Raw genomic sequence first — 24,063 nt, 5'->3', positions numbered from 1 at the left:
GCAGTGCCAGTCCCAACGCCCTACGAGGACCTGCTGCGCCTCGTCCTCGAGCAGGGAACGCCCAAAGCCGACCGCACCGGCACCGGCACCCGCAGCCTCTTCGGTCACCAGTTGCGTTACGACCTGGCGGCCGGCTTCCCGCTGATCACCACCAAGAAGGTGCACCTGAAGTCGGTGGTCTACGAACTGCTGTGGTTCCTGCGCGGTGACTCCAACGTCGCGTGGCTGCAGCAGCACGGCGTCACGATCTGGGACGAATGGGCCTCCCCGACAGGCGATCTCGGCCCGGTGTACGGCGTGCAGTGGCGGTCATGGCCGACTCCGTCAGGTGAGCACGTCGACCAGATCAGCAACGCCCTGGAACTGCTGCGCACCGATCCGGACTCCCGGCGCAACATCGTCTCGGCGTGGAATGTCGGCGAGATCCCGCAGATGGCGCTGGCGCCGTGCCACGCGCTGTTCCAGTTCTATGTGGCCGACGGCAAGCTGAGCTGCCAGCTCTACCAGCGCAGCGCGGACCTGTTTCTCGGCGTGCCGTTCAACATCGCCAGCTACGCGCTGCTGACCCACATGATGGCCGCGCAGGCCGGGCTGGATGTGGGGGAGTTCATCTGGACCGGCGGCGACTGCCACATCTACGACAATCACGTCGAACAGGTCACCGAGCAGCTCAGCCGCGACCCGCGACGGTACCCGGAACTGGTTCTGGCGCCGCGTGATTCGATCTTCGACTACACCTACGACGACATCGAGATCCGCCATTACGATCCGCACCCGGCCATCAAAGCGCCGGTCGCGGTATGACGGTGGGCCTGGGCCTGATCTGGGCGCAGTCGACCTCCGGGGTCATCGGCCGCGACGGCGGCATCCCGTGGCACCTGCCCGAAGACCTGGCCCGCTTCAAGGAACTCACCATGGGCCACACCGTGGTGATGGGCCGGCGCACCTGGGAATCCCTGCCCACCAAGGTCCGCCCACTGCCGGGACGCAGAAATGTCGTACTGACCCGGCAAGCTGACTACATGGCTGACGGAGCGACGGTGGTGGGCGACCTCGAGGACGCCCTCGATGAGAATGCCTGGGTGATCGGCGGCGCGGAGATCTACCACCTCGCGCTGCCCAGTGCGACCCGCTGCGAGGTCACCGAAGTCGAGGTCGATCTGCGGGTGGAAGACGAGGACGCCCTGGCCCCGATGCTCGACGAATCGTGGGTGGGCGCCTCCGGGGCCTGGCAGACCAGCACCTCGGGGCTACGCTACCGGTTCCACCACTACCTGCGGGCATGACCCGGCTGACCGCCGACCAGGCCCGCCGCGTCGCCGTCGCCGCCCAGGGTCTGGCCGAACCCCCACCGCGCGGGCCTGTCACCCGCGCGCACCTGCGCCGGCTGATCTCCCGCATCCAGGTGCTGCAACTGGATTCGGTGTCGGTGGCGGTGCGCGCCCACTACGCGCCGGTCTTCAGCCGCCTGGGGCCCTACGACCGCGACGTCCTGGACAAAGCCGCGTGGAGCCACAGCGCCCGCTCGCCGCGCCTGCTCGTCGAGTACTGGGCGCATGAGGCCGCGCTGCTGGCGGTCGAGGACTGGCCGCTGATGCGTTGGCGGATGCGCGAGTACGTGCACGGCCGGTGGGGCACCGAGATCGTCAAGAAAAACGCCCGGCTGGCCGACGACATCGTGGCCGCGCTGGCCGAGCACGGGCCCTGTACCGCCGGGCAGATCGAAGCGCACCTGGAGTCCGAACCGCGGGGCCGCAAAGGGCCGTGGTGGGACCGCAGCGACACCAAGTGGGTGGCCGAGGCACTGTTCGCCTCCGGGGTGCTGACCACTGCGCACCGGGTCGGGTTCGCCCGCCACTACGACCTGACCGAGCGGGTGCTGCCGCCCGAGGTGCTGGCCCGGGAAGTCGACGACGCCGAGGCGCTGCGCGAGCTGACGCTGCGGGCCGCCACCGCGCTGGGTGTCGGCACCGAGGCCGATATTCGCGACTACTTCCGGCTGCGGCCAGCCGAGGTGAAACCCGCACTCGCGCAACTGGTTACCGAAGGGGAGCTGGAGCAGGTGGAGGTAGCGGGCTGGCAGGCGCCCGGGTATCTGCGGTCGGGGCTCACCGTCCCGCGTGCCGAGCGCGGAACAGCCCTGCTGTGTCCGTTCGACCCGCTGATCTTCTTCCGGCCACGCGTCGAGCGGTTGTTCGGCTTCGAGTACCGCATCGAGATCTACACCCCGGCCCCCAAACGCAAGTTCGGCTACTACGTGTGGCCTTTCCTGCTCGACGGCCGGCTGGTGGGGCGGGTGGACCTCAAAGCCGACCGCGGCGCCGGCGCGCTCAACGTGCTGGGAGCGTTCGCCGAAGACGGGGCCGACCTGACCCGGGTGGCGCCGGCGCTCGGCACGCAGTTGCAGACGATGGCGGACTGGCTGGGCCTGGGCGCGGTGAACGTGGGGGAGCGCGGCGAGCTGGCCGCCCCGCTGCGCGCCGTCCTTTAGCCCGCGAAGCGATCAACTCAGCGGAATATCGTTGTCGCTCTTGGATTCCTGATACCGCGCCGACAGCACGTCGTACTGCTCGCGGATACGCTGCTGCTGCGCCTCAAGCTCGGCGCGCAGCGGCTCAGCTTCGGAGTCGACGAGCGCGGGGATCGAGTACGCGGTCCAGAAGGCATTGCTGCGGCGATAGCCACCCGGTTCCAGCCCGAACACCTCGGACAGGATCTTCAGGTCATGGGGGATCGCGAAACTGTCCCGGGAATCCTCGTGGCTGAAGAAATAGTAGAAGTTGTCGAAGCCGGCCCAGGTGATCGCCGACATACACATGGTGCACGGTTCGTGGGTGGACAGGAAGACCAGCTCGCCCGTCGCGGGCCGCTCGGGCAGCTCGTAGAACCGCTTGAGCGTATGAACTTCGCCGTGCCACAACGGGTTTTCGGTCTCCCCGTTGGTCTCGGCAACGACCACCGACAGATCCGCCTTGCGGAGTAAGGCGGCCCCAAACACCTTGTTGCCCGCGGCCACACCACGATCGGTCAGCGGCAGGATGTCGTGTTCCATCACGTCGAGCAGGCGCGCGGCGATCGTCGGCATGGCCCACGTTAACGCGGGTGGGTGCCGCGCGCGCGTTGGGAAATCGTCAGCGGTCGAGCGCGCGGATCAGGAGTTCCTTGATCTCGAAGGTGGTGTCCTCGAGTGAACGGACCCGGGCGTTGGTGTCGTCGAGTGTCGATTCAAGCGAGGTCAGTCGCACCCCGTGTTCAGCGAGAGCGCCCGCCATCTCGCGTTGATTCGCCCCCAACGCGTTCACCGCCGCCAGGACTGCGCGGTAGTCGGCCTGCGACGCCTCGAGCGCGGCAACGCGCGCTTCGAGGTCGGCCAGTGTGGTCATCTCACTGAGTCTACGAGCGCGCCTCGCGCCTGTCAGTTCACTGCGCATACCCCCTCGGGGCTACTGTTCTCCCGTGGCCGAGACTGCGCCGCTGCGCGTACAGCTGATCGCCAAGACCGAGTTCCTGGCACCGCCCGACGTGCCCTGGAGCACCGATGCCGACGGCGGTGAGGCGCTGCTGGAGTTCGCCGGCCGGGCCTGCTACCAGAGCTGGTCCAAACCCAACCCGCGCACGGCCACCAACGCGGCCTACCTCAAACACATCATCGACGTCGGGCATTTCTCGGTGCTCGAACATGCCTCGGTCAGCTTCTACATCACCGGCATCTCCCGCTCGTGCACCCACGAATTGATCCGGCACCGCCACCTGAGCTACTCCCAGCTGTCCCAGCGCTACGTACCGGAGAACGAAGCCCAAGTAGTCGTCCCGCCCGGCCTGGAAGACGATCCCGAACTCCAGCAGATCCTGTTGGATGCCGCCGACGCCAGCCGTGCCGCCTACGTCGAGCTGCTGGACAAGTTGGAAGCCAAGTTCGCCGATCAACCGAACGCGGTGCTGCGGCGCAAGCAGGCCCGGCAGGCCGCCCGCGCGGTCCTGCCCAACGACACCGAGACCCGCATTGTGGTCACCGGCAACTACCGCGCCTGGCGCCACTTCATCGCCATGCGGGCCAGCGAGCACGCCGACGTGGAGATTCGCCGCCTGGCGATCGCCTGCCTGCGCGAGTTGGTGCAGGTGGCGCCGTCGGTGTTCGCCGACTTCGAGATCACCGAGCTGGCAGATGGCACCGAGGTGGCAACGTCGCCGCTGGCGACGGAGGTCTGAGGCGGAGCGGGTAATCTAGACGCCCGTGAGCATCAGCGGATTCGACGCCAGCGCCCGGTTGGGCACGGTTCTGACCGCGATGGCGACCCCGTTCAAGCCCGACGGCTCACTGGACACCGAGACGGCCGCCCGGCTGGCCACCCGGCTGGTCGACGGCGGTTGCGACGGCCTGGTGGTCTCCGGAACCACCGGTGAGTCGCCGACCACCACCGACGCCGAGAAGAGCGAGCTGCTTCGCGCGGTCATCGAGGCCGTCGGAGACCGGGCGCGGATCATCGCCGGCGTCGGCACCTATGACACCGCGCACAGCGTGCATCTGGCCAAGGCCGCCGCGGCCGAGGGGGCGCACGGTCTGCTGGTCGTCACCCCGTACTACTCGCGCCCGCCGCAGTCGGGTCTGGTGGCGCACTTCACCACCGTCGCCGACGCCACCGACCTGCCGGTGATCCTCTACGACATCCCGCCGCGCTCGGTGGTACCCATCTCCTGGGAGACCATGCGCACGGTTGCCGAGCATCCCAACATCGTCGCGGTCAAGGACGCCAAGGCCGACCTGCACGGGGCGGGCCAGATCATGGCCGAAACCGGGCTGGCCTACTACTCCGGCGACGACGCCCTCAACCTGCCATGGCTGGCCATGGGCGCGGTCGGTTTCATCAGCGTGTGGGGGCACCTGGCCGCCGGTCAGCTCCGAGACATGCTGAGCGCCTTCAATTCCGGTGACATCGCCACCGCGCGCAAGATCGCGGTGGCCCTCGGCCCGCTCAACGACGCGCAGAACCGCCTCGGCGGCGTGACGCTGTCCAAGGCCGGGTTGCGACTGCAGGGTTTCGACGTCGGCGAGCCGAGGCTGCCGCAGATGCCGGCCACCGCCGCCGAACTCGACCTACTGGCCGCCGACCTGCGGGCCGCCGCCGTCCTCCGGTGATTCTGCGATGAACGGCGAACTGACACCCCCGCGCCCCCTGGCACCGGGTGCCCTGCGCGTCACCCCGCTGGGTGGAGTTGGCGAAATCGGCCGCAACATGATGGTTTTCGAGCATCTCGGCCGCTTGCTCATCATCGACTGCGGTGCGTTGTTCCCCACCCATGACGAGCCCGGCGTCGACCTGATCCTGCCGGATATCCGCCTCATCCAGGACCGCCTCGATGACGTCGAAGCCCTGGTTCTCACCCACGCCCACGAAGATCACATCGGCGCGATCCCGTTCCTGCTCAAACTGCGCGCCGACATCCCGATCGTAGGCTCGAAGTTCACCCTGGCCCTGGTCGCCGCGAAATGCCGCGAGCACCGGATCACGCCGGTGACGGTCGAGGTGGCCGAGAACCAGCGCAGCACGCACGGCGTGTTCGAATGCCAGTACTTCGCGGTCAACCACTCCATCCCCGACGCCCTGGCCATCGCGGTGCACACCGGCGCGGGCACGGTGCTGCACACCGGTGACATCAAACTCGACCAGCTGCCGCTGGACGGCCGGCCCACCGACCTGCCCGGCATGTCGCGCCTCGGTGACGCCGGGGTGGATCTGTTCCTGTGTGACTCCACCAACTCCGAGCTGCCTGGTGTCGGGCCCTCGGAGAGTGAAGTCGGCCCCAATCTGCACCGGCTGATCCGCGGTGCCGAGGGCCAGCGCGTCATCGTGGCGTGCTTCGCCTCCAACGTCGACCGGGTGCAGCAGATCATCGACGCCGCTGTGGCGCTGGGCCGCAAGGTGTCCTTCGTCGGCCGGTCGATGGTCCGCAACATGGGCATCGCCAAGGACCTCGACATGCTGCGCATCGATGACCGCGACGTGGTCGACATCGGTGCGGTCGAGGAGATGCTGCCCGGCCAGGTGGTGCTGATCACCACCGGCACCCAGGGCGAGCCGATGGCCGCCCTGTCGCGGATGTCGCGTGGTGAGCACCGCAGTATCACCGTCACCGCCGACGATCTGATCATCCTGTCGTCCTCGCTGATCCCCGGCAACGAAGAGGCCGTGTACGGCGTCATGGACGGGCTGGCCAAGATCGGCGCCCGGGTGGTCACCAACCAGCAAGTGCGGGTGCATGTTTCCGGCCACGCCTACTCCGGTGAGCTGCTGTTCCTCTACAACGGGGTGCGGCCACGCAACGTGATGCCGGTGCACGGCACCTGGCGGATGCTGCGGGCCAACGCCAAACTGGCGGCCGGCACCGGTGTGCCCGAGGATCGAATCCTGTTGACCGAGAACGGTGTCAGCGTCGACCTCGTCGGTGGGGTGGCCACCATCGCCGGGGCGGTGCCGGTGGGCAAGATGTTCGTCGACGGCCTCATCACCGGTGACGTCGGCGACGCGACCCTGGGCGAGCGGCTCATCCTCAGTTCCGGTTTCGTGGCCATCACCGTGGTGCTGCGGCGCGGCACCGGCCGCATCGCCGCCGCCCCGCAACTGCATTCGCGCGGATTCTCCGAGGATCCCAAGGCCCTCGAGCCCGTGACGCGCAAGGTCGAGGCCGAGCTGGAAGCCCTGGCCGCCGACAACGTCACCGACCCGGTGCGCATCGCGCAGGCGGTGCGCCGCACGGTCGGCAAGTGGGTGGGGGAGACCTACCGCCGCCAACCGATGATCGTGCCCACCGTCATCGAGGTCTGATCGTCGCCGGGCCGTGCGCCCGCAACCACGACACCGTGCGGTCGCGGTACGGGCTGATGCCCTTGTAGTCGGCCATATCCTCGGGGAGCTCCGCCAGCACGGTGGCCATCCGCTCCCGCCATTCGTCCACCGTGGCGATATCGGCGATCGGAAGCATGTAGCTGCGGATCAGAAAGCAGATCGCACCCGACTCGGCCAGCCGGATCAGGTGCTGCACCTCCACCCGCAGATGCACCAGCCTGCCGAACGCATCGTCGTCGACGGCATCGAGTTCGGCCTTGTCGGTCAACCACTCCGGGATGGCCTCGGTGGACACGTCCAGGGTCCTGCCGATGGTCATCGACCAGTTGGTGCGCCGGTAGATCTGGTTGGGCTGCAAGCGCATCAGGAATTCCCGGGCGCGGGTGATCACACCCGACTCGCGCAGCCGCGGCACCGGCCCGTGGATCTCCAGGAACGTCATGCCCACGTCGAAACCGAAGGACCAGCCCGCCGCGAACGTCACCACCCCGGCATCGGCGAACAGATCACCGTCGCGCTGATCGAGCAGCACGATGTCGTCCTGTACCTGCCCGGCGATATAGGCCAGCGGTTCGCACGGCAGGCTCGATTCGTCGCCGAGCACGAAATCCTGCTCGATGCCGAGTAATGCGTTGCGCCAGTGCCATACGTCACCGTCGCGGGTCAGTGTCATCGTCTCCGGGTAGCTGGTGGCCAGCTCGGTCATCAGCGCCAGCATGGTGTCCCAGCACGCCACCCGCATATGGGGAAGCGCGGCATGCCGGGTGGGATCGGCGGCCAGGATCCGCTGCCGCTCGGCCAGCTCGTGGTGGTACTCGCTGTCGATGTGGATGACCTGCTGGCCCCACTGGCCGACGCGGGTGCTCACCGTCGTGCCCGCCGGCTCGATATTCGTGCTGTAGCGGTAGGCGTCCCCGGAGTACGGGAACGGGAACGACGCCACCAGATCGGGGGCCGACACCAGCGCGCTCACAGATCCACCTCCACAAGACCATCCGCCCGCGATACACACGCCATCACCGCGTCGCCGGCCTCGCGTTCAGCCTGACTCAGGTACACGTCACGGTGCAGCAGCGCACCGGAGCGCACCGGGATCCGGCATTCACCACACACCCCCTGGCGGCACATGTTCGGCACCGCCACCCCGTGTGCCTCCAGTGCCTCGAGCAGAGACACTCCGGAGTCGACAACGAAACGCTCTCCGGTGCTGACCAATTCGGCCTCGAACGGATCCCCGGGCGCCAGATCGCCACCGAAGTGCTCGACGTGGATACGGCTGGCCGGCCAGCCGAGGCCGGCCGCGATCGCGGTCACGTCGTCGAGGAACACCGCCGGGCCGCAGAGATAGGCATGCGTGCCGAACGGTGAATCGCCCAGTGTCGCCGACAGTTCGGCGAGAAACGCGGCACGGTCGGTGAAGAACCGGGCGTTGTCGGTCAGCGACTTGATCTCTTCGACATAGGCGCCGCGACCTTCCCGGTGGACGTAGAGCAGCTGCGCCTCCCGGCCCCACCGCCTGGCGCTGCGCAGGTGCGACACCATCGGGGTGATGCCGATGCCCGCCGCGATCAGCAGATGCCGGCTGGCGCCCAGCACCGGCGCGAACGCGCTGCGCGGCTCCCGGATCTCGACGGTGTCACCGAGCGCCAGAGTGTGGATCCAGCGCGAACCACCGCGCCCGTCAACACATTCCAGCACCGACACCGTGTACTCGCGCGGCGCGGCGGTGTCACCGGTCAGCGAGTACGCGTTGGCGCCGCCGTCGTATTCGATGACGATGTGGCTGCCCGGGGTGAACGACGGCAGCGGGCCGCGGTCGGGCCGGGCCAGGGTCAGCGTCCGGATTCCGGGCACCGCGTCGTCGATACCGACGACCTGCATGCTCAGGCTCACGGTGTCACCTGACGGTCGGCGTGGATCGCGAAGCCCAGGTGTGCACCGAGCCGCCGGGATACGTGATAGTGCACGAACAACACTCGGCCGCAGCCCGCACACGGCATCTCGTCGGTCAGTTCGACCTCGGCGACGGTGGTGTGCTTGCAGTGCGGACAGAAGATCTCGCGGGTGCTCACCTCGGTGCTGGCGATCGTCATCTCGTCATCGCCCACGCCAGCGGCCATCGCCGCCGAGCGCACCCGCAGACAGGCATGGGCCGGACCCGCCAGCAGCAGTCGCCAGCCGACCACCGCGCCGGCCAGATCGGCGTGCAGCGCGGCGCAGGCCGCCTCGGCATCGGGGACCTGGTGCACCCGCACCGGGGCATCAGGACGCTGTTCGGCGATCTCGGCCAACCACTGCCGGGCGATCGGTTCGGCGGCCGCACCGATGGCCAGCACCGTCCAGGACCGCCCGGACAGGTCGGCCGGCGGGCGAACCAGATCCACGGCCCACGGCGGGACGCTGGTCAGGGCCAGGTGAGGACTCATCGCCCCGCGATCCTATCCGCGGGAGGGCCTGGTGTGCCTGCTGGACGACGCCGGCCCGGCCGGTGGTAGAAACCTCGTCATGTCCGCCGACCCGTCGACACCCGTGCTGATCGGCTGGCATGCGGTGAGCCGCCGCGATCACGACCCCCGCGACGGCAAGGAACCCGTCGAATTGATGGTTGAGGCCGCCCGCGGTGCGCTGGGCGGGGTTCCGGGCGCGGAGGTGGACTGGATCGGGGCCACCGCGGGTCTGACCCGGTATGCCGACCCGGGCCGCCTGGTGGGGGAACGGATCGGCGCCGGCGGGGCCCACACCGTGCTCGCCCACATCGGCGTTATGCAGCACACCCTGGTCAGCGCCGCCTGCCGGGCGGTCCAGTCCGGCCGGCACCGGCTGGCCCTGGTGGTGGGCGCCGAGGCGCACTATCGCAAGGTCCGGATGGCCGCGGCCGGGCTGGAAGCCCCGGTCACCGCCCAGGACGAGACGGTGGTGCCCGACGAGTCGATGCGGTCCCCGGAGTTCGACGCCGCGATGAGTCACCCCGCCGAAACCGCGGCCGGCCTGGCGGCCACCCCCGCCTATTACGCGCTGATCGACAGCTTCTGGCGCAGCCAGCAGGGCCTGGGGATCGAGGAGCACCGCGACCGGCTCGCCGCGACCTACGCCCGCTTCGCCGAGATCGCGGCCGCCAACCCGGACGCGGTACGACGCTCCGGCTACCGGGCCGCCGAGCTGCGCGACCCGTCCCCGGCCAACCCGATGGTGGCGTTTCCGTACACCAAGCTCATGGTGACCACCTGGACCGTCGACCAGGGGTGCGCACTGCTGATCACCACCGAGGCCCACGCTGACGAACTCGGAGTGCCCGCGCACCAGCGGCGCTACCCGGTGATCGCGGTGGAGTCCAACCACGTCGTGCCGGTGTCGGGCCGAACCCGGCTCAGCCAGCCCGCATCGATGCGGATCATCGGGGAGGAGATCGCGCGCCGCACCGGTCTGGCTGCCGCAACGATCCCGCTGCTCGATCTGTATTCCGCGTTCCCGGCACCGGCGTTCATCGGGGCGCAGGCCCTCGGCGTGCCGCCGGGGCGGGATCTGACGCTGACCGGCGGCATGTCCTTCGCCGGCGGACCACTCAACAGCTATGTGCTGCATGCGATCGCGGCCGCCGCGGACCGGCTGGGCGACCCCGATACGCCGAGCGCGCTGATCAGTTGTGTCAGTGGGCTCTACACCAAGCAGGGTGTCCTGGTGATCGCCGCGGCACCGGCCCGCGCGCCGTTCGACACCGTCGACGTCACCGAGGCAGTGGCCGAGGCCGAACCCGCCATCCCCGTCGTCGTCGACGCCGCGGGGCCGGGCCGGGTCGTCGCCTACACCGTGGTGTTCGACGGCGAGGCGCCCGAGCGGGCCATCGCCGTGGTCGACCTGGCCGACGGCCGGCGCACCGTCGTGCGCAGCCATGATGCGCAGCTGATGGCAACCGCGTTGGCGCGCGACATCATTGGGCAGGCCGTCACCGTCGGTGACGGCCTGTTCACCCTCGGCTAGCGCTTGTTGACGAAGCCGGCATCCACCGGCAGCGAGACCCCGGTGATGTAGCGGCCGGTCTCGGCGACCAGGAAATACACCGCGTTGGCGATGTCCTCGGGCTCCAGCGTCTGCACCGGCAGCGCGTTGCTCATATCCGGGCCGCCCAGATTCTGCTGGGCCAGCCCGTCGAGCCACGACCGGGTGAACTCGTTGTCGATCATCGGCGTGTTCACCCCGGCCGGATGCACCGAGTTCACCCGAATATTAAATGCCGCAAGGAAATTGGCGTACGCGCGCATCAACCCGACCACGCCGTGCTTGGCCACCGTATACCCCAGCGAACCGGCGACCGGTGCACCGATACCCACCAGCCCGGCCACCGAACTCGTCAGCACGATCGAGCCGCCCTCGCCCTGCTTGATCAGCGGGCGCATCGCGACGTCGACGGTGTGGTAGACGCCGGTGAGGTTGACGTCGATGACGTCCTGCCAGGCGGATTCGTCGGCCATCGGGGCGATTCCGGCGTTCGCGATCACGATGTCGAGGCGGCCGAGTTCGGCGATGCCGTCCTTGAGGGCGGCCTTGAGCGCCGCCCGGTCCCGGACGTCGGCCTCGCGGGCCACGATGCGGGCACCGGTGTCCTCGACGAGTTTGACCGTGGCGGCCATGTCCTCCGGCGTGGCCATCGGATACGGAACGCTGGCGATTTGGTCGCACAGGTCGACCGCGATGATGCTGGCGCCTTCCGACGCCAGCTTCACCGCGTGCGCGCGGCCCTGGCCGCGGGCCGCGCCCGTGATGAACGCGACCTTGCCGTCGAGTTCACCCACGGTCAGGCCCGCAGCTGACCCTTGGCCGGGTCACCGGCGACCACGGGCGCCAGCATCTTGATGTCGGGGGCGCCGTCGAGGTGCTCACCGATCTCACCGAACAGCGCGCCGATGGCCGGGGCGGTGCTGTGCGTCTTGAGCGCGTCCTCGTCGGCCCACTGCTCGACGAAGACGAACGTGCGGTCGGTCTCGTGCAGGGCGTACAGCTGGCAGCCCGGCTCATCGTGGACGGCGGCGATGGCCTTCTTGCAGGACTCGCGCACGGCGTCGACGGACTCCGGCTTGGCGGTGAAACTGGCAACGACGACCACGGGCATCGGGGGCGCTCCTCGCTGAGAGATAGGGGGTGTGATGGCGCTTACATTAGACGGGCTTCGTATCTGGCTCGCAGGCCGGTCCCGCGCCGAAAAGGCCGATGGTCGCAGGTTGGCAACAGCCACCCTGAAATGAGTGTGGCGGATGGTGCAGATGGGGCAGATGCGACTAGTCTTGCGACCATGGCGAATAAGACGGCCGCTCGCTCTGGCGCGCGAACGACCAGGTCAAAGGGTGCAGCGCGACCGGCGAAGCCGGCTGCGCCCCGGCGCAAGCCCCCCGCCAAGAAACGCACCGCCTCCCCGGTGGCCTCAGCCGCGGCCGCCAGCGGCCGGGCCGCCCGCGCCACCTGGCTGATGGTGGCCAAGGGGGCAGGCTCGACCGCCCGCTCGGTGGGCCGCGCCCGCGACATCGAACCGCACCACCGCCGCGACGGCATCGCCCTGGGCCTGATCGCCGTTGCCGTCGTCATCGCGGCTAGTTCCTGGTTCGACGCCGCCCGCCCGGTCGGCGCCTGGATCGACTCCGTACTGCGCACCTTCGTCGGTGGCGCGGTGGTGCTGCTGCCGTTGGTGCTCGCCGTCATCGCTGTCCTGCTGATGCGCACCGAACCCAACCCGGAGGCCCGGCCCCGGCTGATCCTGGGCGTGGCGATGATCGCCCTGCCGGTGCTCGGCCTGTGGCACCTGTTCTCGGGCGCGCCGATGGACCCGGCCGGACGTCAGCACGCCGGCGGCTTCGTCGGGTTCGCCATCGGCGGACCGCTCTCCGACGGGGTCACACCGTGGATCGCCACCCCGTTGCTCATCATGGCCGCGCTCTTCGGTGTGCTGCTGCTGTCGGGCACCACGATCCGCGAAGTACCCGAGACGCTGTACGCGATGTTCAGCACTCGCGGGCGCTACGACGACGACGAATACTACGACGACGAGGACCCGCAGCCCGCCGCGGCGGCTGAGCCCGACGACTTCTCCGACGGCTACTACGACGACCCACGCGCCTATGAGGACGAAGCCGCCTCGTGGCCGGGTACCCCGAAACCCGTTGGCACGCCGTATGACAACTACCCGCTCGACGAGGACGCCCCGACCGTCCCGGAGCCGGCCGCCAAGACCCGGCGCAAGAAGCCGGCCGCTGCCAAGCAGGAAACCAAGGTCCTCGAAAAAGTTGTCGACCGCGTGGTCGAGGGTCCCTACCACCTGCCCTCGCTGGACCTGCTGATCGCCGGCGATCCGCCCAAGCGGCGCAGCGCGGCGAACGAGCACATGGAGGACGCCATTTCCTCAGTGCTGCAGCAGTTCAAGGTGGATGCCGCCGTCACCGGCTGCACCCGCGGACCGACCGTCACGCGGTACGAGGTTGAACTCGGCCCCGGGGTGAAGGTCGAGAAAATCACCGCGCTGCAACGCAATATCGCCTATGCGGTGGCCACCGAGAGCGTCCGCATGCTCGCCCCGATTCCCGGCAAGTCCGCCGTCGGCATCGAGGTGCCCAACACCGACCGGGAAATGGTGCGCCTGGCCGACGTTCTCACCGCACCGTCCACCCGTCGCGACCACCACCCGCTGGTGATCGGCCTGGGCAAGGACATCGAGGGTGACTTCATCTCCGCCAACCTGGCCAAGATGCCGCACCTGCTGGTGGCGGGTTCCACCGGTTCGGGTAAGTCCAGCTTCGTCAACTCGATGCTGGTCTCCCTGCTGGCCCGCGCCACACCTGACGAGGTGCGGATGATCCTCATCGACCCCAAGATGGTGGAACTCACGCCGTATGAGGGCATTCCGCACCTGATCACCCCGATCATCACCCAGCCCAAGAAGGCTGCCGCCGCGCTGGCCTGGTTGGTCGAGGAGATGGAACAGCGCTACCAGGACATGCAGGCCTCGCGGGTGCGTCACATCGACGACTTCAACGCCAAGGTCCGTTCCGGGGAGATCACCACACCGCTGGGCAGCCAGCGGGTGTACAAGCCCTACCCGTACATCGTGGCGATCGTCGACGAGCTCGCCGATCTGATGATGACCGCACCGCGGGACGTCGAGGACGCCATCGTGCGGATCACCCAAAAGGCCCGTGCGGCAGGTATTCACCTGGTGCTGGCCACCCAGCGCCCGTCGGTCGACGTCGTCACCGGTCTGATCAAGACCAACGTGCCCTCGCGCCTGGCGTTCGCCACCTCCTCGCTCACCGACAGCCGCGTCATCCTCGACCAGCCCGGTGCCGAGAAGCTGATCGGTATGGGCGACGGCCTGTTCCTGCCGATGGGCGCCAGCAAGCCGCAGCGACTGCAGGGCGCCTACATCACCGATGAGGAGATCCACGCCGTCGTCCAGGCCTGCAAGGATCAGGCCGAGCCGGAGTACACCGACGGTGTCACCTCAGCCAAGCCCTCCGGTGAGCGCACCGACGTCGACCCCGACATCGGCGATGACATGGACGTCTTCCTGCAGGCCGTCGAACTGGTGGTGTCCAGCCAGTTCGGCTCCACCTCGATGCTGCAGCGCAAGCTGCGGGTCGGCTTCGCCAAGGCCGGCCGCCTGATGGATCTGATGGAGACCCGCAACATCGTCGGGCCCTCGGAAGGTTCGAAGGCCCGCGAGGTTCTGGTGAAGCCCGACGAACTGGCGGCGACGCTGATGTTGATCCGCGGCGGCGGCGAAGCCGACGATGACGGTGATGGGGACGACGACGACTTCTGACCGAAGGGTCGGTGACTTTCTTCCCTAGTTGATCAGATGGCCCTGGCCGGACGCTGATCACCGAAGCGCAACGAGGCGCTAGGTGGAGGCGGGGCCATGTCCGAGACGCAACTGACAACACCACCGGCCGCACCGGCCGGGGCGCCACGGGCCGGTCTCGGCGTGGCCGCCCTGACCGCGATCGTGGTCGGATCGATGATCGGCAGCGGGATTTTCGCGTTGCCCTCCCAGATGGCCGGCAGTGCGGCACCGGTGCCGCTGCTCATCGGCTGGGTGATCACCGGGGTCGGCATGCTGATGCTGGCCTTCGTGTTTCAGACGCTGGCGCAACGCAAACCGGAGGTCGACGGCGGCGTCTACGGCTACGCGCGCGCCGGGTTCGGCAACTACATCGGCTTCACCTCGGCCTTCGGTTACTGGATGTCGGCGTGGATCGGCAACGTCGCCTACCTGGTGCTGCTGTTCTCGACGTTGGGCTACTTCGTGCCCGCCTTCGCCGGCGGTGCCACACTGCCGGCGATCATCGGCGCCTCGATCCTGCTGTGGATCGTGCATGCGCTGACCCTGCGCGGCGTGCAGACCGCGGCGTTCGTCAACGTCATCGTCACCGTCGCCAAGGTGGTGCCGATCCTGACCTTCGTGGCCGTCGCGGCGGTCGGGTTCAAGGCCGGGTTGTTCACCGCCGACATCTGGGGGCGCAGCACCCAGATCGACGGAAACCCGCTCGGCGACACCCTGACTCAGATCAAGAACATGATGCTGGTGACGGTGTGGGTGTTCATCGGGATCGAGGGTGCCTCGGTGTACTCCAAGCGCGCGGCGCGCCGCAAGGACGTCGGGCGTGCCACCGTGCTGGGATTCGCCGGCGTGCTGGCCCTGCTGCTGCTGGTGAACTTCCTGTCCTACGGCTTGATGGAGCAGGCGAAGCTGGCCGGTCTGGAAGACCCGTCGATGGCGGGCCTGATGGAGCAACAGGTCGGAAGCTGGGGTGCCGGGTTCATCTCGGTGGGCCTGGTGATCTCGCTGCTCGGTGCGCTGCTCGCCTGGGTGATGCTGTGCGCCGAGATCCTGCAACTGCCCGCCCTGGACAGCGTGATGCCCGCGCGGCTGGGCCGCGAGAATGCCCACGGCGCACCGTCGGCCGCACTCTGGCTGACCAACGGCTGCGTCCAGCTGATGCTGCTGTGGACGCTGAAGAACGACAGCACCTACCTGAACCTGGTGCTGCTGGCGACCTCCCTGATCCTGCTGCCCTACCTGTGGTCGGCGGCCTACCAGGTGTTGATCGCGGTACGCGGGGACACCTACGAGCACGGCGGCGGGCGCACCCGCGACCTGATCATCGGGTTGGTGGGTCTGGTCTACGCGGTGTGGCTGGTGTACGCCGGCGGCTGGGAGTACCTGCTCACCGCGGCGCTGTTCTACCTCGTCGGCACGGCACTGTACGTGTGGGCCCGGAAAGAGCACCGGCTGCCGGTGTTCACCCGGGCCGAGTGGGCGGTGTTCGCCGTCGTGACCGCGGTCTCGGTGCTGGCAGTCGTGCTGATGGCCACCGGTGAGCTCAGCGTCATCTGATCGGGGAGGAAACACCATGTCGGACAAGGACTCCCGGGTAGGCGTCTGGTCGGAGATCGGCAAGCTGCGGCGGGTGATGGTGTGCGCGCCGGGACTGGCCCACCAGCGGCTCACCCCGGAGACGTGCGAAGAACTGCTCTTCGACGACGTCATCTGGGTGCAGCAGGCACGCCGCGACCACTTCGACTTCGTCGCGAAGATGGAAGACCGTGACGTCGAGGTGCTGGAACTGCAGGATCTGCTCACCGATGTCGTCGCCGAACCTGCTCAGCGGGCCTGGCTGCTGGACCGCAAGATCACCGACAATCTGGTGGGAGCCGGTGTGGGCCCGGAGATCCGGGCCTGGCTCGACGAACTGCCCGCCGCCGATCTGGCCGAGTATCTGATCGGCGGGATCGCGTACTACGAAGTGCCGCAGGACTTCAAAGGCGAATTCCTCACCGCCTTCAGCGAGTTCAACCCTGCCGGATTCGTGCTGAGCCCGCTGCCCAACACCCAGTTCATGCGGGACAACTCGTCGTGGATCTTCAACGGGGTCACCCTCAACCCGATGTACTGGCCGGCCCGCCGCCAGGAGACGCTGCTGACCACCGCGGTCTACCGGTTCCATCCGGCCTTCACCGGAGCGGACTACCAGGTGTGGCTCGGTGACCTCGACGGGCAACCCCACGACTACGGCTCGGTCACCCTCGAAGGCGGTGACGTCATGCCGATCGGCAACGGTGTGGTGGTGATCGGCATGGGGGAGCGCTCCTCCCGGCAGGCCATCACCATCGTCGCCAAACGGCTCTTCGACGCCGGTGCGGCCGACCAGGTCATCATCGCCGGATTGCCCAAGACCCGGTCGGCGATGCACCTGGACACCGTCTTCACCTTCTGCGACCGCGACGTGCTGACCGCCTACGCTCCGGTGGTCGACGGCATCGTGCCGCTGACCCTACGGCCCGACGAGAAGTCGCCCACCGGACTGGACATCCGCAAGGAGACCAAGGGCCTGGTCGAGACCATCGGCAATGCGCTGGGCGTGAACTTCCGCGTGGTCGACACCGCCGGTGACGTCTACGGCATCCAGCGTGAGCAGTGGGACGACGCCAACAACGTCGTCGCCCTGGAGCCCGGTGTCGTCATCGGATATGACCGCAACACGTTGACCAACACCGCATTACGCAAGGCCGGTATCGAAGTCGTCACCATCGACGCCAGCGAACTGGGTCGCGGCCGCGGCGGCGGCCGCTGCATGACCTGCCCGATCCTGCGCGACCCGGGCTACGACTAGCCAGAAGGAGAATTTCCGTGGCGTTCAACCTGCGCAACCGCAGCCTGCTCAGCCTGGTCCACCACAGTGAGCGCGACCTGCTGTACCTGATCGACCTGGCCCGAGACCTCAAGCGCGCCAAATACTCCGGCGACCGTCGGCGCAGCCTCGACGGCAAGAACATCGCGCTGATCTTCGAGAAGACCTCGACACGCACCCGGTGCGCGTTCGAGGTCGCCGCCCACGACGAGGGCGCGCATGTCACGTACATCGACCCCACCTCCTCCCAGATCGGGCACAAGGAGTCGATGAAGGACACCGCCCGGGTGCTCGGCCGGATGTACGACGCCATCGAGTACCGCGGCGCGGGCCAGGACATCGTCGAGGAACTCGCCGAGTACGCCGGGGTGCCCGTGTTCAACGGGCTCACCGACGAGTACCACCCCACCCAGATGCTGGCCGATGTGCTGACCATGAGTGAGCACAGCTCGAAGCCGTTGCACGACATCGCCTATGCCTACGTCGGTGACGGCCGCAACAACATGGGCAATTCGCTGCTGCTGGTGGGCGCCAAACTCGGCATGGACGTTCGCATCGGTGCCCCGAAGCATCTGTGGCCCACCGATGAGCACATCGAGATGTGCCGGCAGTTCGCCGCGCAGTCCGGTGCGCGGATCACCGTCACCGACGACCCGCAGCAGGCAGTCAAGGGCGTGGACTTCATCCACACCGACGTCTGGGTGTCGATGGGGGAGCCGATCGAGAGCTGGGCCGAACGGATCGACGAACTGATGCCGTATCAGGTCAACGCCGAACTGGTTGCGGCCGCGGGCAATCCGCGGGTGCGGTTCATGCACTGTCTGCCGGCGTTCCACAACTCCGAGACCAAGGTCGGTGCCCAGATCGCCGCGCAGTACCCCGCACTCAAGAACGGGATCGAGGTCACCGACGAGGTGTTCGAGAGCCCGATCAACATCTGCTTCGAGCAGGCCGAGAACCGGATGCACACCATCAAGGCGGTCCTCGTGGCCGCGCTGGGCTGAGGCGCACCGCGCATGCGGATCGTGATCGCCCTGGGCGGCAACGCGCTGCTGCAACGCGGCCAGCCGATGACCGCCGACAACCAGCGGGCCAACATCCGGCTGGCCGCCCAGCGGATCGCCTCCATCGCGCCCGGCAACCAGATCATCGTCGCGCACGGCAACGGACCCCAGGTGGGGCTGCTGGCCCTGCAGAGTGCCGCTTACACCTCGGTCACGCCGTACCCGCTTGACGTGCTCGGTGCCGAGACCGAGGCGATGATCGGCTACGTCATCGAACAGGAACTGGGCAACCTGCTGCCGTTCGAACAGCCGCTGGCCACCGTGCTCACGATGATCGAGGTCGACCCGGACGATCCGGCGTTCACCCACCCGACCAAACCGATCGGACCGATCTACGACGAGCCGACCGCGCGGCGGCTGGCCGCCGACAACGGCTGGGCGATCGCGCCCGATGGTGATTCCTTCCGGCGGGTGGTGCCCAGCCCGAAGCCGCAGCGGATCTTCGAGATCCGGCCGATCCGCCTGCTCGTCGAACAGGGCGTGATCGTCATCTGCGCCGGCGGCGGGGGAATCCCGACGATGTACGACGAGGACGGCACCCTGCGCGGTGTCGAGGCCGTCATCGACAAGGACCTGGCCGCCGGGCTGCTGGCCAAACAACTCGACGCCGACCTGTTGGTGATCGCCACCGACGTCGACGGTGTCTACACCGGCTGGGGCACCGACCAGCAGCGCCGGCTGGGTTCGGTGACGGTCAGTGATGTCCGTGGGCTGGATCTGCCCGCCGGATCGATGGGCCCCAAAGTGGCGGCGGCCTGCGACTTCGCCACCACGACGGGCAACGAGGCGGTGATCGGCTCGTTGACCGACATCGACGCGATCGTGGCCGGTTCGGCCGGAACCCGGGTGCGCCCCGACGTCAGATGACGCCGATCAGCGGCGCCGGCGCCGGTTCGGCTTGAGCCGGCGGATAGAGCCGCTGGCTGCCGCATTCACCGGACGAGCTGACCACCGCTCCGCTGGGGCAGGAGGTGTTGGCACAGTTGTGACTCACGGACTGCCGAAGCGTGCAGTCCGGGTCGGCCCCAGCTGCTGGGCTGAAGGCCAGTGCACTTGCGACCGCCGATGCGGCCGCCAGGAGGCACACCCCTGCGCGGATGCGCATGGGAAAACGATACGCCGCAGGTCAGAGGATTAACAGCATTCTGGTGTTTCCCAGAATGTTCGGTTTGACGTAGCTCAGGTCCAGGAATTCGGCGACACCGATGTCATAGGAGCGGCACATCTCCTCATAGACCTCGGCCGTGACCGGGGTGCCCTCGATCTCGGTGAACCCGTGCCGGCCGAAGAATTCGGTCTCGAAGGTCAGCACGAACAGCCGCTGCAGCTCCAATTCGCGGGCCACCTGCAGCAGCCGCAGCACGATCGCATGCCCGACGCCGGTGCCCTTCACCTTCGGGTCGACCGCGACGGTGCGCACCTCACCCAGATCCGACCACAGCACATGCAGTGCACCGCAGCCCACGATCTCCCCGGCCAGGTCGGCCACCCAGAACTCCTGCACCGCCTCGTACAGCGTGACCAGGTTCTTCTCCAGCAGGATCTTGCCGGCGTAGGTGTCGACGAGACGCTTGATATCGGGAACATCTGAGGTGCGGGCGCGGCGTACGACTACAGCGGGGGTGCTGGTCTGATCCGGGCTCTCGCTCACGGGTGCAGAGTATCGGGCGCGGGAGGCCTTCCTGCCAACCGATATTCTGTTTGCCGTGTCGGGACAACCCCAAACCGGTCCGGCGGTCCCGCGTGTGCCGGTGGCCAACCTCGCCAACTTCCTCACCGGCATCCGGCTTGTCCTGGTCCCGATCTTCCTGCTCTTTCTGTTCGCCGGTGACGGTCACGAATCTGCCAGCCGGATAACGGCATTCGTCATTTTCGCGGTCGCGGTGATCACCGATCGGCTCGACGGTTCGCTGGCGCGCACCTACGGAATGGTCACCGAGTTCGGCAAGCTGGCCGACCCGATCGCCGACAAGATGCTCATCGGTGCCGCGCTGATCGGTCTGTCGATGCTCGGCGACCTGCCCTGGTGGGTGACCATCGTCATCCTGGTTCGTGAGCTCGGCATCACCGTGCTGCGCATCGCGGTGCTGCGCCACGGTGTGGTCCCGGCCAGCCGCGGCGGCAAGCTCAAAACCCTGGTCCAGGCCGTCGCGATCGGATTGTTCGTACTGCCGCTGCACCACTGGCCGCCGGCCTGGCTCACCGTCGCCTGGGTGGTGATGTGGGCGGCGATCGTCCTGACGGTGGCCACCGGCATCGACTACGTCGTCTCCGCGGTCAAGGACTCCCGTGCCCGATCCGCTGGTCGATGACGACGCCCGCGCGCTGATCGCCGAGCTCACCAGCCGCGGGCAGACCGTCGCGACCGCCGAATCGCTGACCGCAGGCCTGCTGGCCGCCACGCTGGCCGGGGTGCCCGGCGCCAGCGCGGTACTGCTCGGCGGCCTGATCACCTACACCGTGGAGACCAAGATCACCCTGGCCGGGGTGCCGCGCGAGCTGCTCGATGACGTCGGACCGGTGGCGGCGCCGACCGCCGTTGCGCTGGCCGAGGGCGCCCGCGACCGCTGCCAGGCCAGCTGGGGAGTTGGCCTGACCGGCGTGGCCGGGCCCGAACCGCACGGCGGGCATCCGGTGGGCACGGTGTTCCTCGGCGTGGCCGGTCCCGGCGGGTCGCATGCCGTGAAGCTGCAGCTCGAGGGCTCCCGGTGGGAGATCCGGCTGGCCGCCGTCCACCAGGCGATCGCGGCGTTGCGGACCGCACTCGGTCAGCACTGAACGCCTCGGGAACCAAATCGGCCCGTCCTGACGTTTCACTGATGGCTGCAACTGATGGAGGAGGACAGCCTGATGGCGGTACTGCTGCGCGAAGTGATCGGTGACGTGCTTCGCGATGCCCGGACCTCACAGGGACGCACCCTGCGCGAGGTGTCCGATACGGCGCGGGTGAGCCTCGGCTACCTCTCGGAGGTGGAACGCGGCCGCAAAGAGGCCTCCAGCGAGCTGCTCAGTGCCATCTGCACCGCGCTCGATGTGCCGCTGTCGCGGGTTCTGACCGATGCCGGCGAGAAGATGGCCGTCCAGGAACGGATCGCCACCCTGACCGCCGTCCCGAACGAGCCCGTCGTCGACGTGGCCACCAAGGTCGTCATCCCGCACCCCGTCGCGATGGCTGTTGCCTGATCCCCTGACCGGCCGACATGCCGTAAGGGTGTGGTCGGGCATCGCGAACCGATAAATTGGGCAACGATCACCGAATGCGGCACTCGAATCGAAGGCGGGACTGATGGCCAATCCGTTCGTCAAGGCGTGGAAGTACCTGATGGCGCTCTTCAACTCCAAGGTTGACGAGTACGCCGATCCCAAGGTGCAGATCCAGCAGGCCATCGAGGAGGCGCAGCGCACCCACCAGGCGCTGACCCAGCAGGCCGCCCAGGTGATCGGTAACCAGCGTCAGCTCGAGATGCGGCTCAACCGCCAGCTCGCTGACATCGAGAAGCTGCAGGTCAACGTCCGCCAGGCGCTGACGCTGGCCGATCAGGCCGTGGCCGCCGGTGATGCCGCCAAGGCCACCGAGTACAACAACGCCGCCGAGGCGTTCGCGGCTCAGCTGGTGACCGCCGAGCAGAGCGTCGAGGACCTCAAGACCTTGCACGACCAGGCGCTGCAGGCCGCCGCCCAGGCCAAGAAGGCGGTCGAGCAGAACGCCATGATGCTGCAGCAGAAGATCGCCGAGCGCACCAAGCTGCTCAGCCAGCTCGAGCAGGCCAAGATGCAGGAGCAGGTCAGCGCTTCGCTGCGGTCGATGAGTGAGATCGCCGCCCCCGGCAACACGCCGAGCCTCGATGAGGTGCGCGACAAGATCGAGCGCCGCTACGCCAACGCCATGGGCGAGGCCGAGCTGGCACAGAATTCGGTGCAGGGCCGGATGCTGGAGGTGCAGCAGGCCAGCGTGCAGATGGCCGGCCACTCGCGGCTCGAGCAGATCCGCGCCTCCATGCGTGGGGATGCCCTCCCGTCCGGCGGTGCCGCCGCTCCGGCCACCCCGGCGACGCCGGCCGCCACCCCCGAACCTGAAAAACCCCTCGGACAGTAGGAGGCGAACGTCTCGATGGCGGCGAAACCCGACAAGCCGGGATTCCTCTCGCGGCAGTGGCGCTCAGCCCTGCAGCGGGGGATCGACTCCGCCAGCGAGTACGTCGACGTGGCCGCGCAGAAGCTCAGCGCCGCGTCCGATCCCCGCGCCCGGCTCTTGCGGAAACGACGGTGGGCGTTGCGGTTCGGCGCCTTCTTCTCTTTCGCCACGGTGTTCTGGATCCTCGTGACCGGCCTGCTGGCCACCTGGAGCACACCGGTGTGGGCGCTGATCATCACCGGGGTGATCGCCGCGGGTGCCGCGGTACCGGCCACCCTGTTCCTGCTGCGCTATCGCTTCCTGCGCGGTGAGCCGCTGCCGCCGCAGCGTCAGCTCAGCGGCAGGCGGATGCCGCCGCACGGCTCGGCGGCCCGGCCGTCGATGTCGGCACTCGGCGCTTCCGAGCGTGGCCTGCATTCGCTGCTCGGGGTGCTCGAGCGCGGAAACATGCTGCCGCCCGAGGAGATTCGGGAGCTGACCGCGGCGGCCAACCATAGTGCGGCCACGATGGCCGCCACCGCGGCTGAGGTGGTGTCGATGGAGCGCGCCGCGCTGGACACCCCGAATTCGCGCGAGTACCTGGCGCCCACCATCAATGCGTTCACCGCCCAGCTCAACGCCGGCGTGCGTCAGTACAACGAGATGGTCACTGCGGCAGCACAATTGGTGTCAGCGGCCAACTCGGGGTCGTTGTCGAGTTCGCCCATGTCGGCGCAGCGCTACCGCTACGAACTGGCCGGTGCCACCGACCGGCTGCTGGGCTGGTCGCAGGCGTTCGACGAGCTGGGTCAGCTGCGCCGCGCCTGACGGGCTCGCGATTTCGGCGCGCTTGTCGTCGCATACCGACGTTAAGCGCGCCGAAATCACAACCGCGGGCGTAGCGAGGGCACGACGGCGCCGAGAACGCCGCGGGCAATCGCCTTGGTGAAGTCGAACATGTCGAAATAGTCCCGCCACAGCGTGATTCGGCCGCTGTGCACCTCGAACACACCGCACACCCAGAACTGCATCCGCACCGGGCCGACCACCAGCACGTCGGTGCGCTCAGTGAGCACCGATGCGCCGTTGACCGCGATCCGGTGAATCTTTACCTCGAAGCCCAGGAACGGTCGCTGCAGACCGCGGAACAGCTTGATCGCGCGCGCCCGGCCGCGGATCGTGGGGTAGCCGACGTTCTCGTAGACCAGATTGGCGTCGAGCTGCGCGCCGGCGGTATCGAGATCTTTGTTCTGCAACGCGGCCAGGAACACCTCGACGGTATGGGCGTTGTCGACGTCGGTGCTCACATTCGAGGTCTGCTCAGTCATGTAGGTCAGGGTAGGCGTGCGGCCTGTGGCAGGGTAGGC

Annotated in this window: 27 protein-coding genes; 17 read left to right on the top strand and 10 right to left on the bottom strand. The window is 68.1% G+C overall.

The window, feature by feature from the left end:
- Positions 1-3 precede the first annotated feature (3 nt).
- Genes BN3385_RS23550 through BN3385_RS23540 form a run of 3 tightly spaced genes read left to right on the top strand, consistent with a single transcriptional unit; the run spans position 4 to position 2,491 of the window.
- Positions 4-804, top strand: a complete 801-nt coding sequence (locus BN3385_RS23550) for a thymidylate synthase (protein WP_059022362.1) — start codon at positions 4-6, stop codon at positions 802-804.
- Positions 801-1,286, top strand: a complete 486-nt coding sequence (locus BN3385_RS23545; RefSeq protein WP_059020474.1) for a dihydrofolate reductase — start codon at positions 801-803, stop codon at positions 1,284-1,286. Before BN3385_RS23550 ends, BN3385_RS23545 begins: the two co-directional genes overlap by 4 nt.
- Positions 1,283-2,491: a winged helix-turn-helix domain-containing protein gene (locus tag BN3385_RS23540; protein ID WP_059020473.1), complete on the top strand. Its 1,209-nt coding sequence runs from the start codon at positions 1,283-1,285 to the stop codon at positions 2,489-2,491. The genes BN3385_RS23545 and BN3385_RS23540 overlap by 4 nt, the downstream gene beginning before the upstream one ends.
- A 12-nt stretch (positions 2,492-2,503) precedes the next feature.
- On the opposite strand, the gene BN3385_RS23535 is transcribed toward BN3385_RS23540, so the two are convergent.
- A complete protein-coding gene (locus BN3385_RS23535) occupies positions 2,504-3,085 on the bottom strand; it encodes a tRNA-specific adenosine deaminase (protein WP_059020471.1) in 582 nt (193 codons plus the stop codon).
- 46 nt (positions 3,086-3,131) lie between these two features.
- Positions 3,132-3,383, bottom strand: a complete 252-nt coding sequence (locus tag BN3385_RS23530) for a hypothetical protein (protein ID WP_059020469.1) — start codon at positions 3,381-3,383, stop codon at positions 3,132-3,134.
- Between the two features lie 73 nt (positions 3,384-3,456).
- Here BN3385_RS23530 and thyX point away from each other — a divergent pair, with 73 nt between their 5' ends.
- The 3 genes from thyX to BN3385_RS23515 are packed head-to-tail and all read left to right on the top strand — an operon-like array spanning position 3,457 to position 6,824.
- Positions 3,457-4,209, top strand: a complete 753-nt coding sequence (thyX, locus tag BN3385_RS23525; protein WP_059020466.1) for an FAD-dependent thymidylate synthase — start codon at positions 3,457-3,459, stop codon at positions 4,207-4,209.
- 25 nt (positions 4,210-4,234) lie between these two features.
- The gene (gene dapA / locus BN3385_RS23520) at positions 4,235-5,137 is read left to right on the top strand and encodes a 4-hydroxy-tetrahydrodipicolinate synthase (protein ID WP_059020464.1); all 903 of its coding nucleotides are present in this window, start codon (positions 4,235-4,237) and stop codon (positions 5,135-5,137) included.
- A 7-nt stretch (positions 5,138-5,144) separates the two neighbouring features.
- A complete protein-coding gene (locus tag BN3385_RS23515) occupies positions 5,145-6,824 on the top strand; it encodes a ribonuclease J (protein ID WP_059020463.1) in 1,680 nt (559 codons plus the stop codon).
- Here the strand turns inward: BN3385_RS23515 and BN3385_RS23510 are convergent.
- From BN3385_RS23510 to BN3385_RS23500, 3 genes are read right to left on the bottom strand one after another with little or no spacing between them, the layout of a single operon-like run.
- Positions 6,811-7,809 (bottom strand): heme-dependent oxidative N-demethylase family protein, encoded by a 999-nt coding sequence (locus BN3385_RS23510; RefSeq protein ID WP_059022361.1) that lies wholly within the window; start codon positions 7,807-7,809, stop codon positions 6,811-6,813. The genes BN3385_RS23515 and BN3385_RS23510 overlap by 14 nt on opposite strands.
- 5 nt (positions 7,810-7,814) lie before the next feature.
- On the bottom strand, positions 7,815-8,726 hold the full coding sequence (locus BN3385_RS23505; RefSeq protein WP_059022360.1) for a PDR/VanB family oxidoreductase: 912 nt from the start codon (positions 8,724-8,726) through the stop codon (positions 7,815-7,817).
- A gap of 8 nt (positions 8,727-8,734) precedes the next feature.
- A complete protein-coding gene (locus BN3385_RS23500; protein WP_059020461.1) occupies positions 8,735-9,271 on the bottom strand; it encodes a dimethylamine monooxygenase subunit DmmA family protein in 537 nt (178 codons plus the stop codon).
- Between the two features lie 79 nt (positions 9,272-9,350).
- On the opposite strand from BN3385_RS23500, the gene BN3385_RS29235 reads away from it, so the two are divergent.
- Entirely contained in the window at positions 9,351-10,823 is a 1,473-nt protein-coding gene (locus BN3385_RS29235) for a TLP1 C-terminal extension domain-containing protein (RefSeq protein WP_156432862.1), read from the top strand.
- Here BN3385_RS29235 and BN3385_RS23490 read toward each other — a convergent pair.
- On the bottom strand, positions 10,820-11,635 hold the full coding sequence (locus BN3385_RS23490; protein ID WP_059020458.1) for a mycofactocin-coupled SDR family oxidoreductase: 816 nt from the start codon (positions 11,633-11,635) through the stop codon (positions 10,820-10,822). The two genes, BN3385_RS29235 and BN3385_RS23490, sit on opposite strands and share 4 nt — an antisense overlap.
- Before the next feature lie 2 nt (positions 11,636-11,637).
- Positions 11,638-11,952 carry a putative quinol monooxygenase gene (locus BN3385_RS23485; protein WP_059020456.1) on the bottom strand — a complete coding sequence of 105 codons (315 nt, stop codon included), beginning with the start codon at positions 11,950-11,952 and terminating at the stop codon, positions 11,638-11,640.
- A 180-nt stretch (positions 11,953-12,132) separates the two neighbouring features.
- Here BN3385_RS23485 and BN3385_RS23480 point away from each other — a divergent pair, with 180 nt between their 5' ends.
- The 5 genes from BN3385_RS23480 to arcC all read left to right on the top strand — a co-directional run bounded on the left by BN3385_RS23480 (position 12,133) and on the right by arcC (position 19,449).
- A complete protein-coding gene (locus BN3385_RS23480) occupies positions 12,133-14,649 on the top strand; it encodes an FtsK/SpoIIIE family DNA translocase (RefSeq protein WP_502688087.1) in 2,517 nt (838 codons plus the stop codon).
- 96 nt (positions 14,650-14,745) lie between these two features.
- Entirely contained in the window at positions 14,746-16,224 is a 1,479-nt protein-coding gene (gene arcD, locus BN3385_RS23475) for an arginine-ornithine antiporter (protein ID WP_059020452.1), read from the top strand.
- Positions 16,225-16,240: 16 nt separating this feature from the next.
- On the top strand, positions 16,241-17,500 hold the full coding sequence (locus BN3385_RS23470) for an arginine deiminase (RefSeq protein ID WP_059020451.1): 1,260 nt from the start codon (positions 16,241-16,243) through the stop codon (positions 17,498-17,500).
- 17 nt (positions 17,501-17,517) lie between these two features.
- A complete protein-coding gene (locus tag BN3385_RS23465; RefSeq protein ID WP_059020449.1) occupies positions 17,518-18,522 on the top strand; it encodes an ornithine carbamoyltransferase in 1,005 nt (334 codons plus the stop codon).
- A 12-nt stretch (positions 18,523-18,534) separates the two neighbouring features.
- Positions 18,535-19,449: a carbamate kinase gene (gene arcC, locus BN3385_RS23460; RefSeq protein WP_059020447.1), complete on the top strand. Its 915-nt coding sequence runs from the start codon at positions 18,535-18,537 to the stop codon at positions 19,447-19,449.
- On the opposite strand, the gene BN3385_RS23455 is transcribed toward arcC, so the two are convergent.
- Entirely contained in the window at positions 19,442-19,687 is a 246-nt protein-coding gene (locus BN3385_RS23455; RefSeq protein ID WP_059020445.1) for a hypothetical protein, read from the bottom strand. The genes arcC and BN3385_RS23455 overlap by 8 nt on opposite strands.
- Before the next feature lie 21 nt (positions 19,688-19,708).
- Complete coding sequence (locus BN3385_RS23450; protein ID WP_059020443.1) at positions 19,709-20,233, bottom strand: amino-acid N-acetyltransferase; 525 nt, start codon at positions 20,231-20,233, stop codon at positions 19,709-19,711.
- Positions 20,234-20,288: 55 nt separating this feature from the next.
- Here BN3385_RS23450 and pgsA point away from each other — a divergent pair, with 55 nt between their 5' ends.
- The 5 genes from pgsA to pspM all read left to right on the top strand — a co-directional run bounded on the left by pgsA (position 20,289) and on the right by pspM (position 23,524).
- Complete coding sequence (gene pgsA, locus BN3385_RS23445) at positions 20,289-20,894, top strand: CDP-diacylglycerol--glycerol-3-phosphate 3-phosphatidyltransferase (protein WP_059020441.1); 606 nt, start codon at positions 20,289-20,291, stop codon at positions 20,892-20,894.
- A complete protein-coding gene (locus BN3385_RS23440; protein ID WP_059020439.1) occupies positions 20,872-21,360 on the top strand; it encodes a CinA family protein in 489 nt (162 codons plus the stop codon). The genes pgsA and BN3385_RS23440 overlap by 23 nt, the downstream gene beginning before the upstream one ends.
- Before the next feature lie 72 nt (positions 21,361-21,432).
- Entirely contained in the window at positions 21,433-21,765 is a 333-nt protein-coding gene (clgR, locus tag BN3385_RS23435; RefSeq protein WP_059022359.1) for a transcriptional regulator ClgR, read from the top strand.
- A 103-nt stretch (positions 21,766-21,868) separates the two neighbouring features.
- A complete protein-coding gene (gene pspA / locus BN3385_RS23430) occupies positions 21,869-22,678 on the top strand; it encodes a phage shock protein PspA (protein WP_059020437.1) in 810 nt (269 codons plus the stop codon).
- Positions 22,679-22,693: 15 nt separating this feature from the next.
- Positions 22,694-23,524, top strand: coding sequence for a phage shock envelope stress response protein PspM (gene pspM / locus BN3385_RS23425; RefSeq protein ID WP_059020435.1), 831 nt, complete (start codon positions 22,694-22,696; stop codon positions 23,522-23,524).
- A gap of 56 nt (positions 23,525-23,580) precedes the next feature.
- On the opposite strand, the gene BN3385_RS23420 is transcribed toward pspM, so the two are convergent.
- Positions 23,581-24,024 (bottom strand): limonene-1,2-epoxide hydrolase family protein, encoded by a 444-nt coding sequence (locus tag BN3385_RS23420; protein ID WP_059020433.1) that lies wholly within the window; start codon positions 24,022-24,024, stop codon positions 23,581-23,583.
- Positions 24,025-24,063 lie beyond the last annotated feature (39 nt).

The sequence above is a fragment of the Mycobacterium sp. M26 genome (genome assembly GCF_001494595.1).
Classification (GTDB): Bacteria; Actinomycetota; Actinomycetes; order Mycobacteriales; family Mycobacteriaceae; genus Mycobacterium.
Note: the sequence above shows the minus strand (reverse complement) of the source record. Positions and strands in the feature narration are given on the sequence as shown.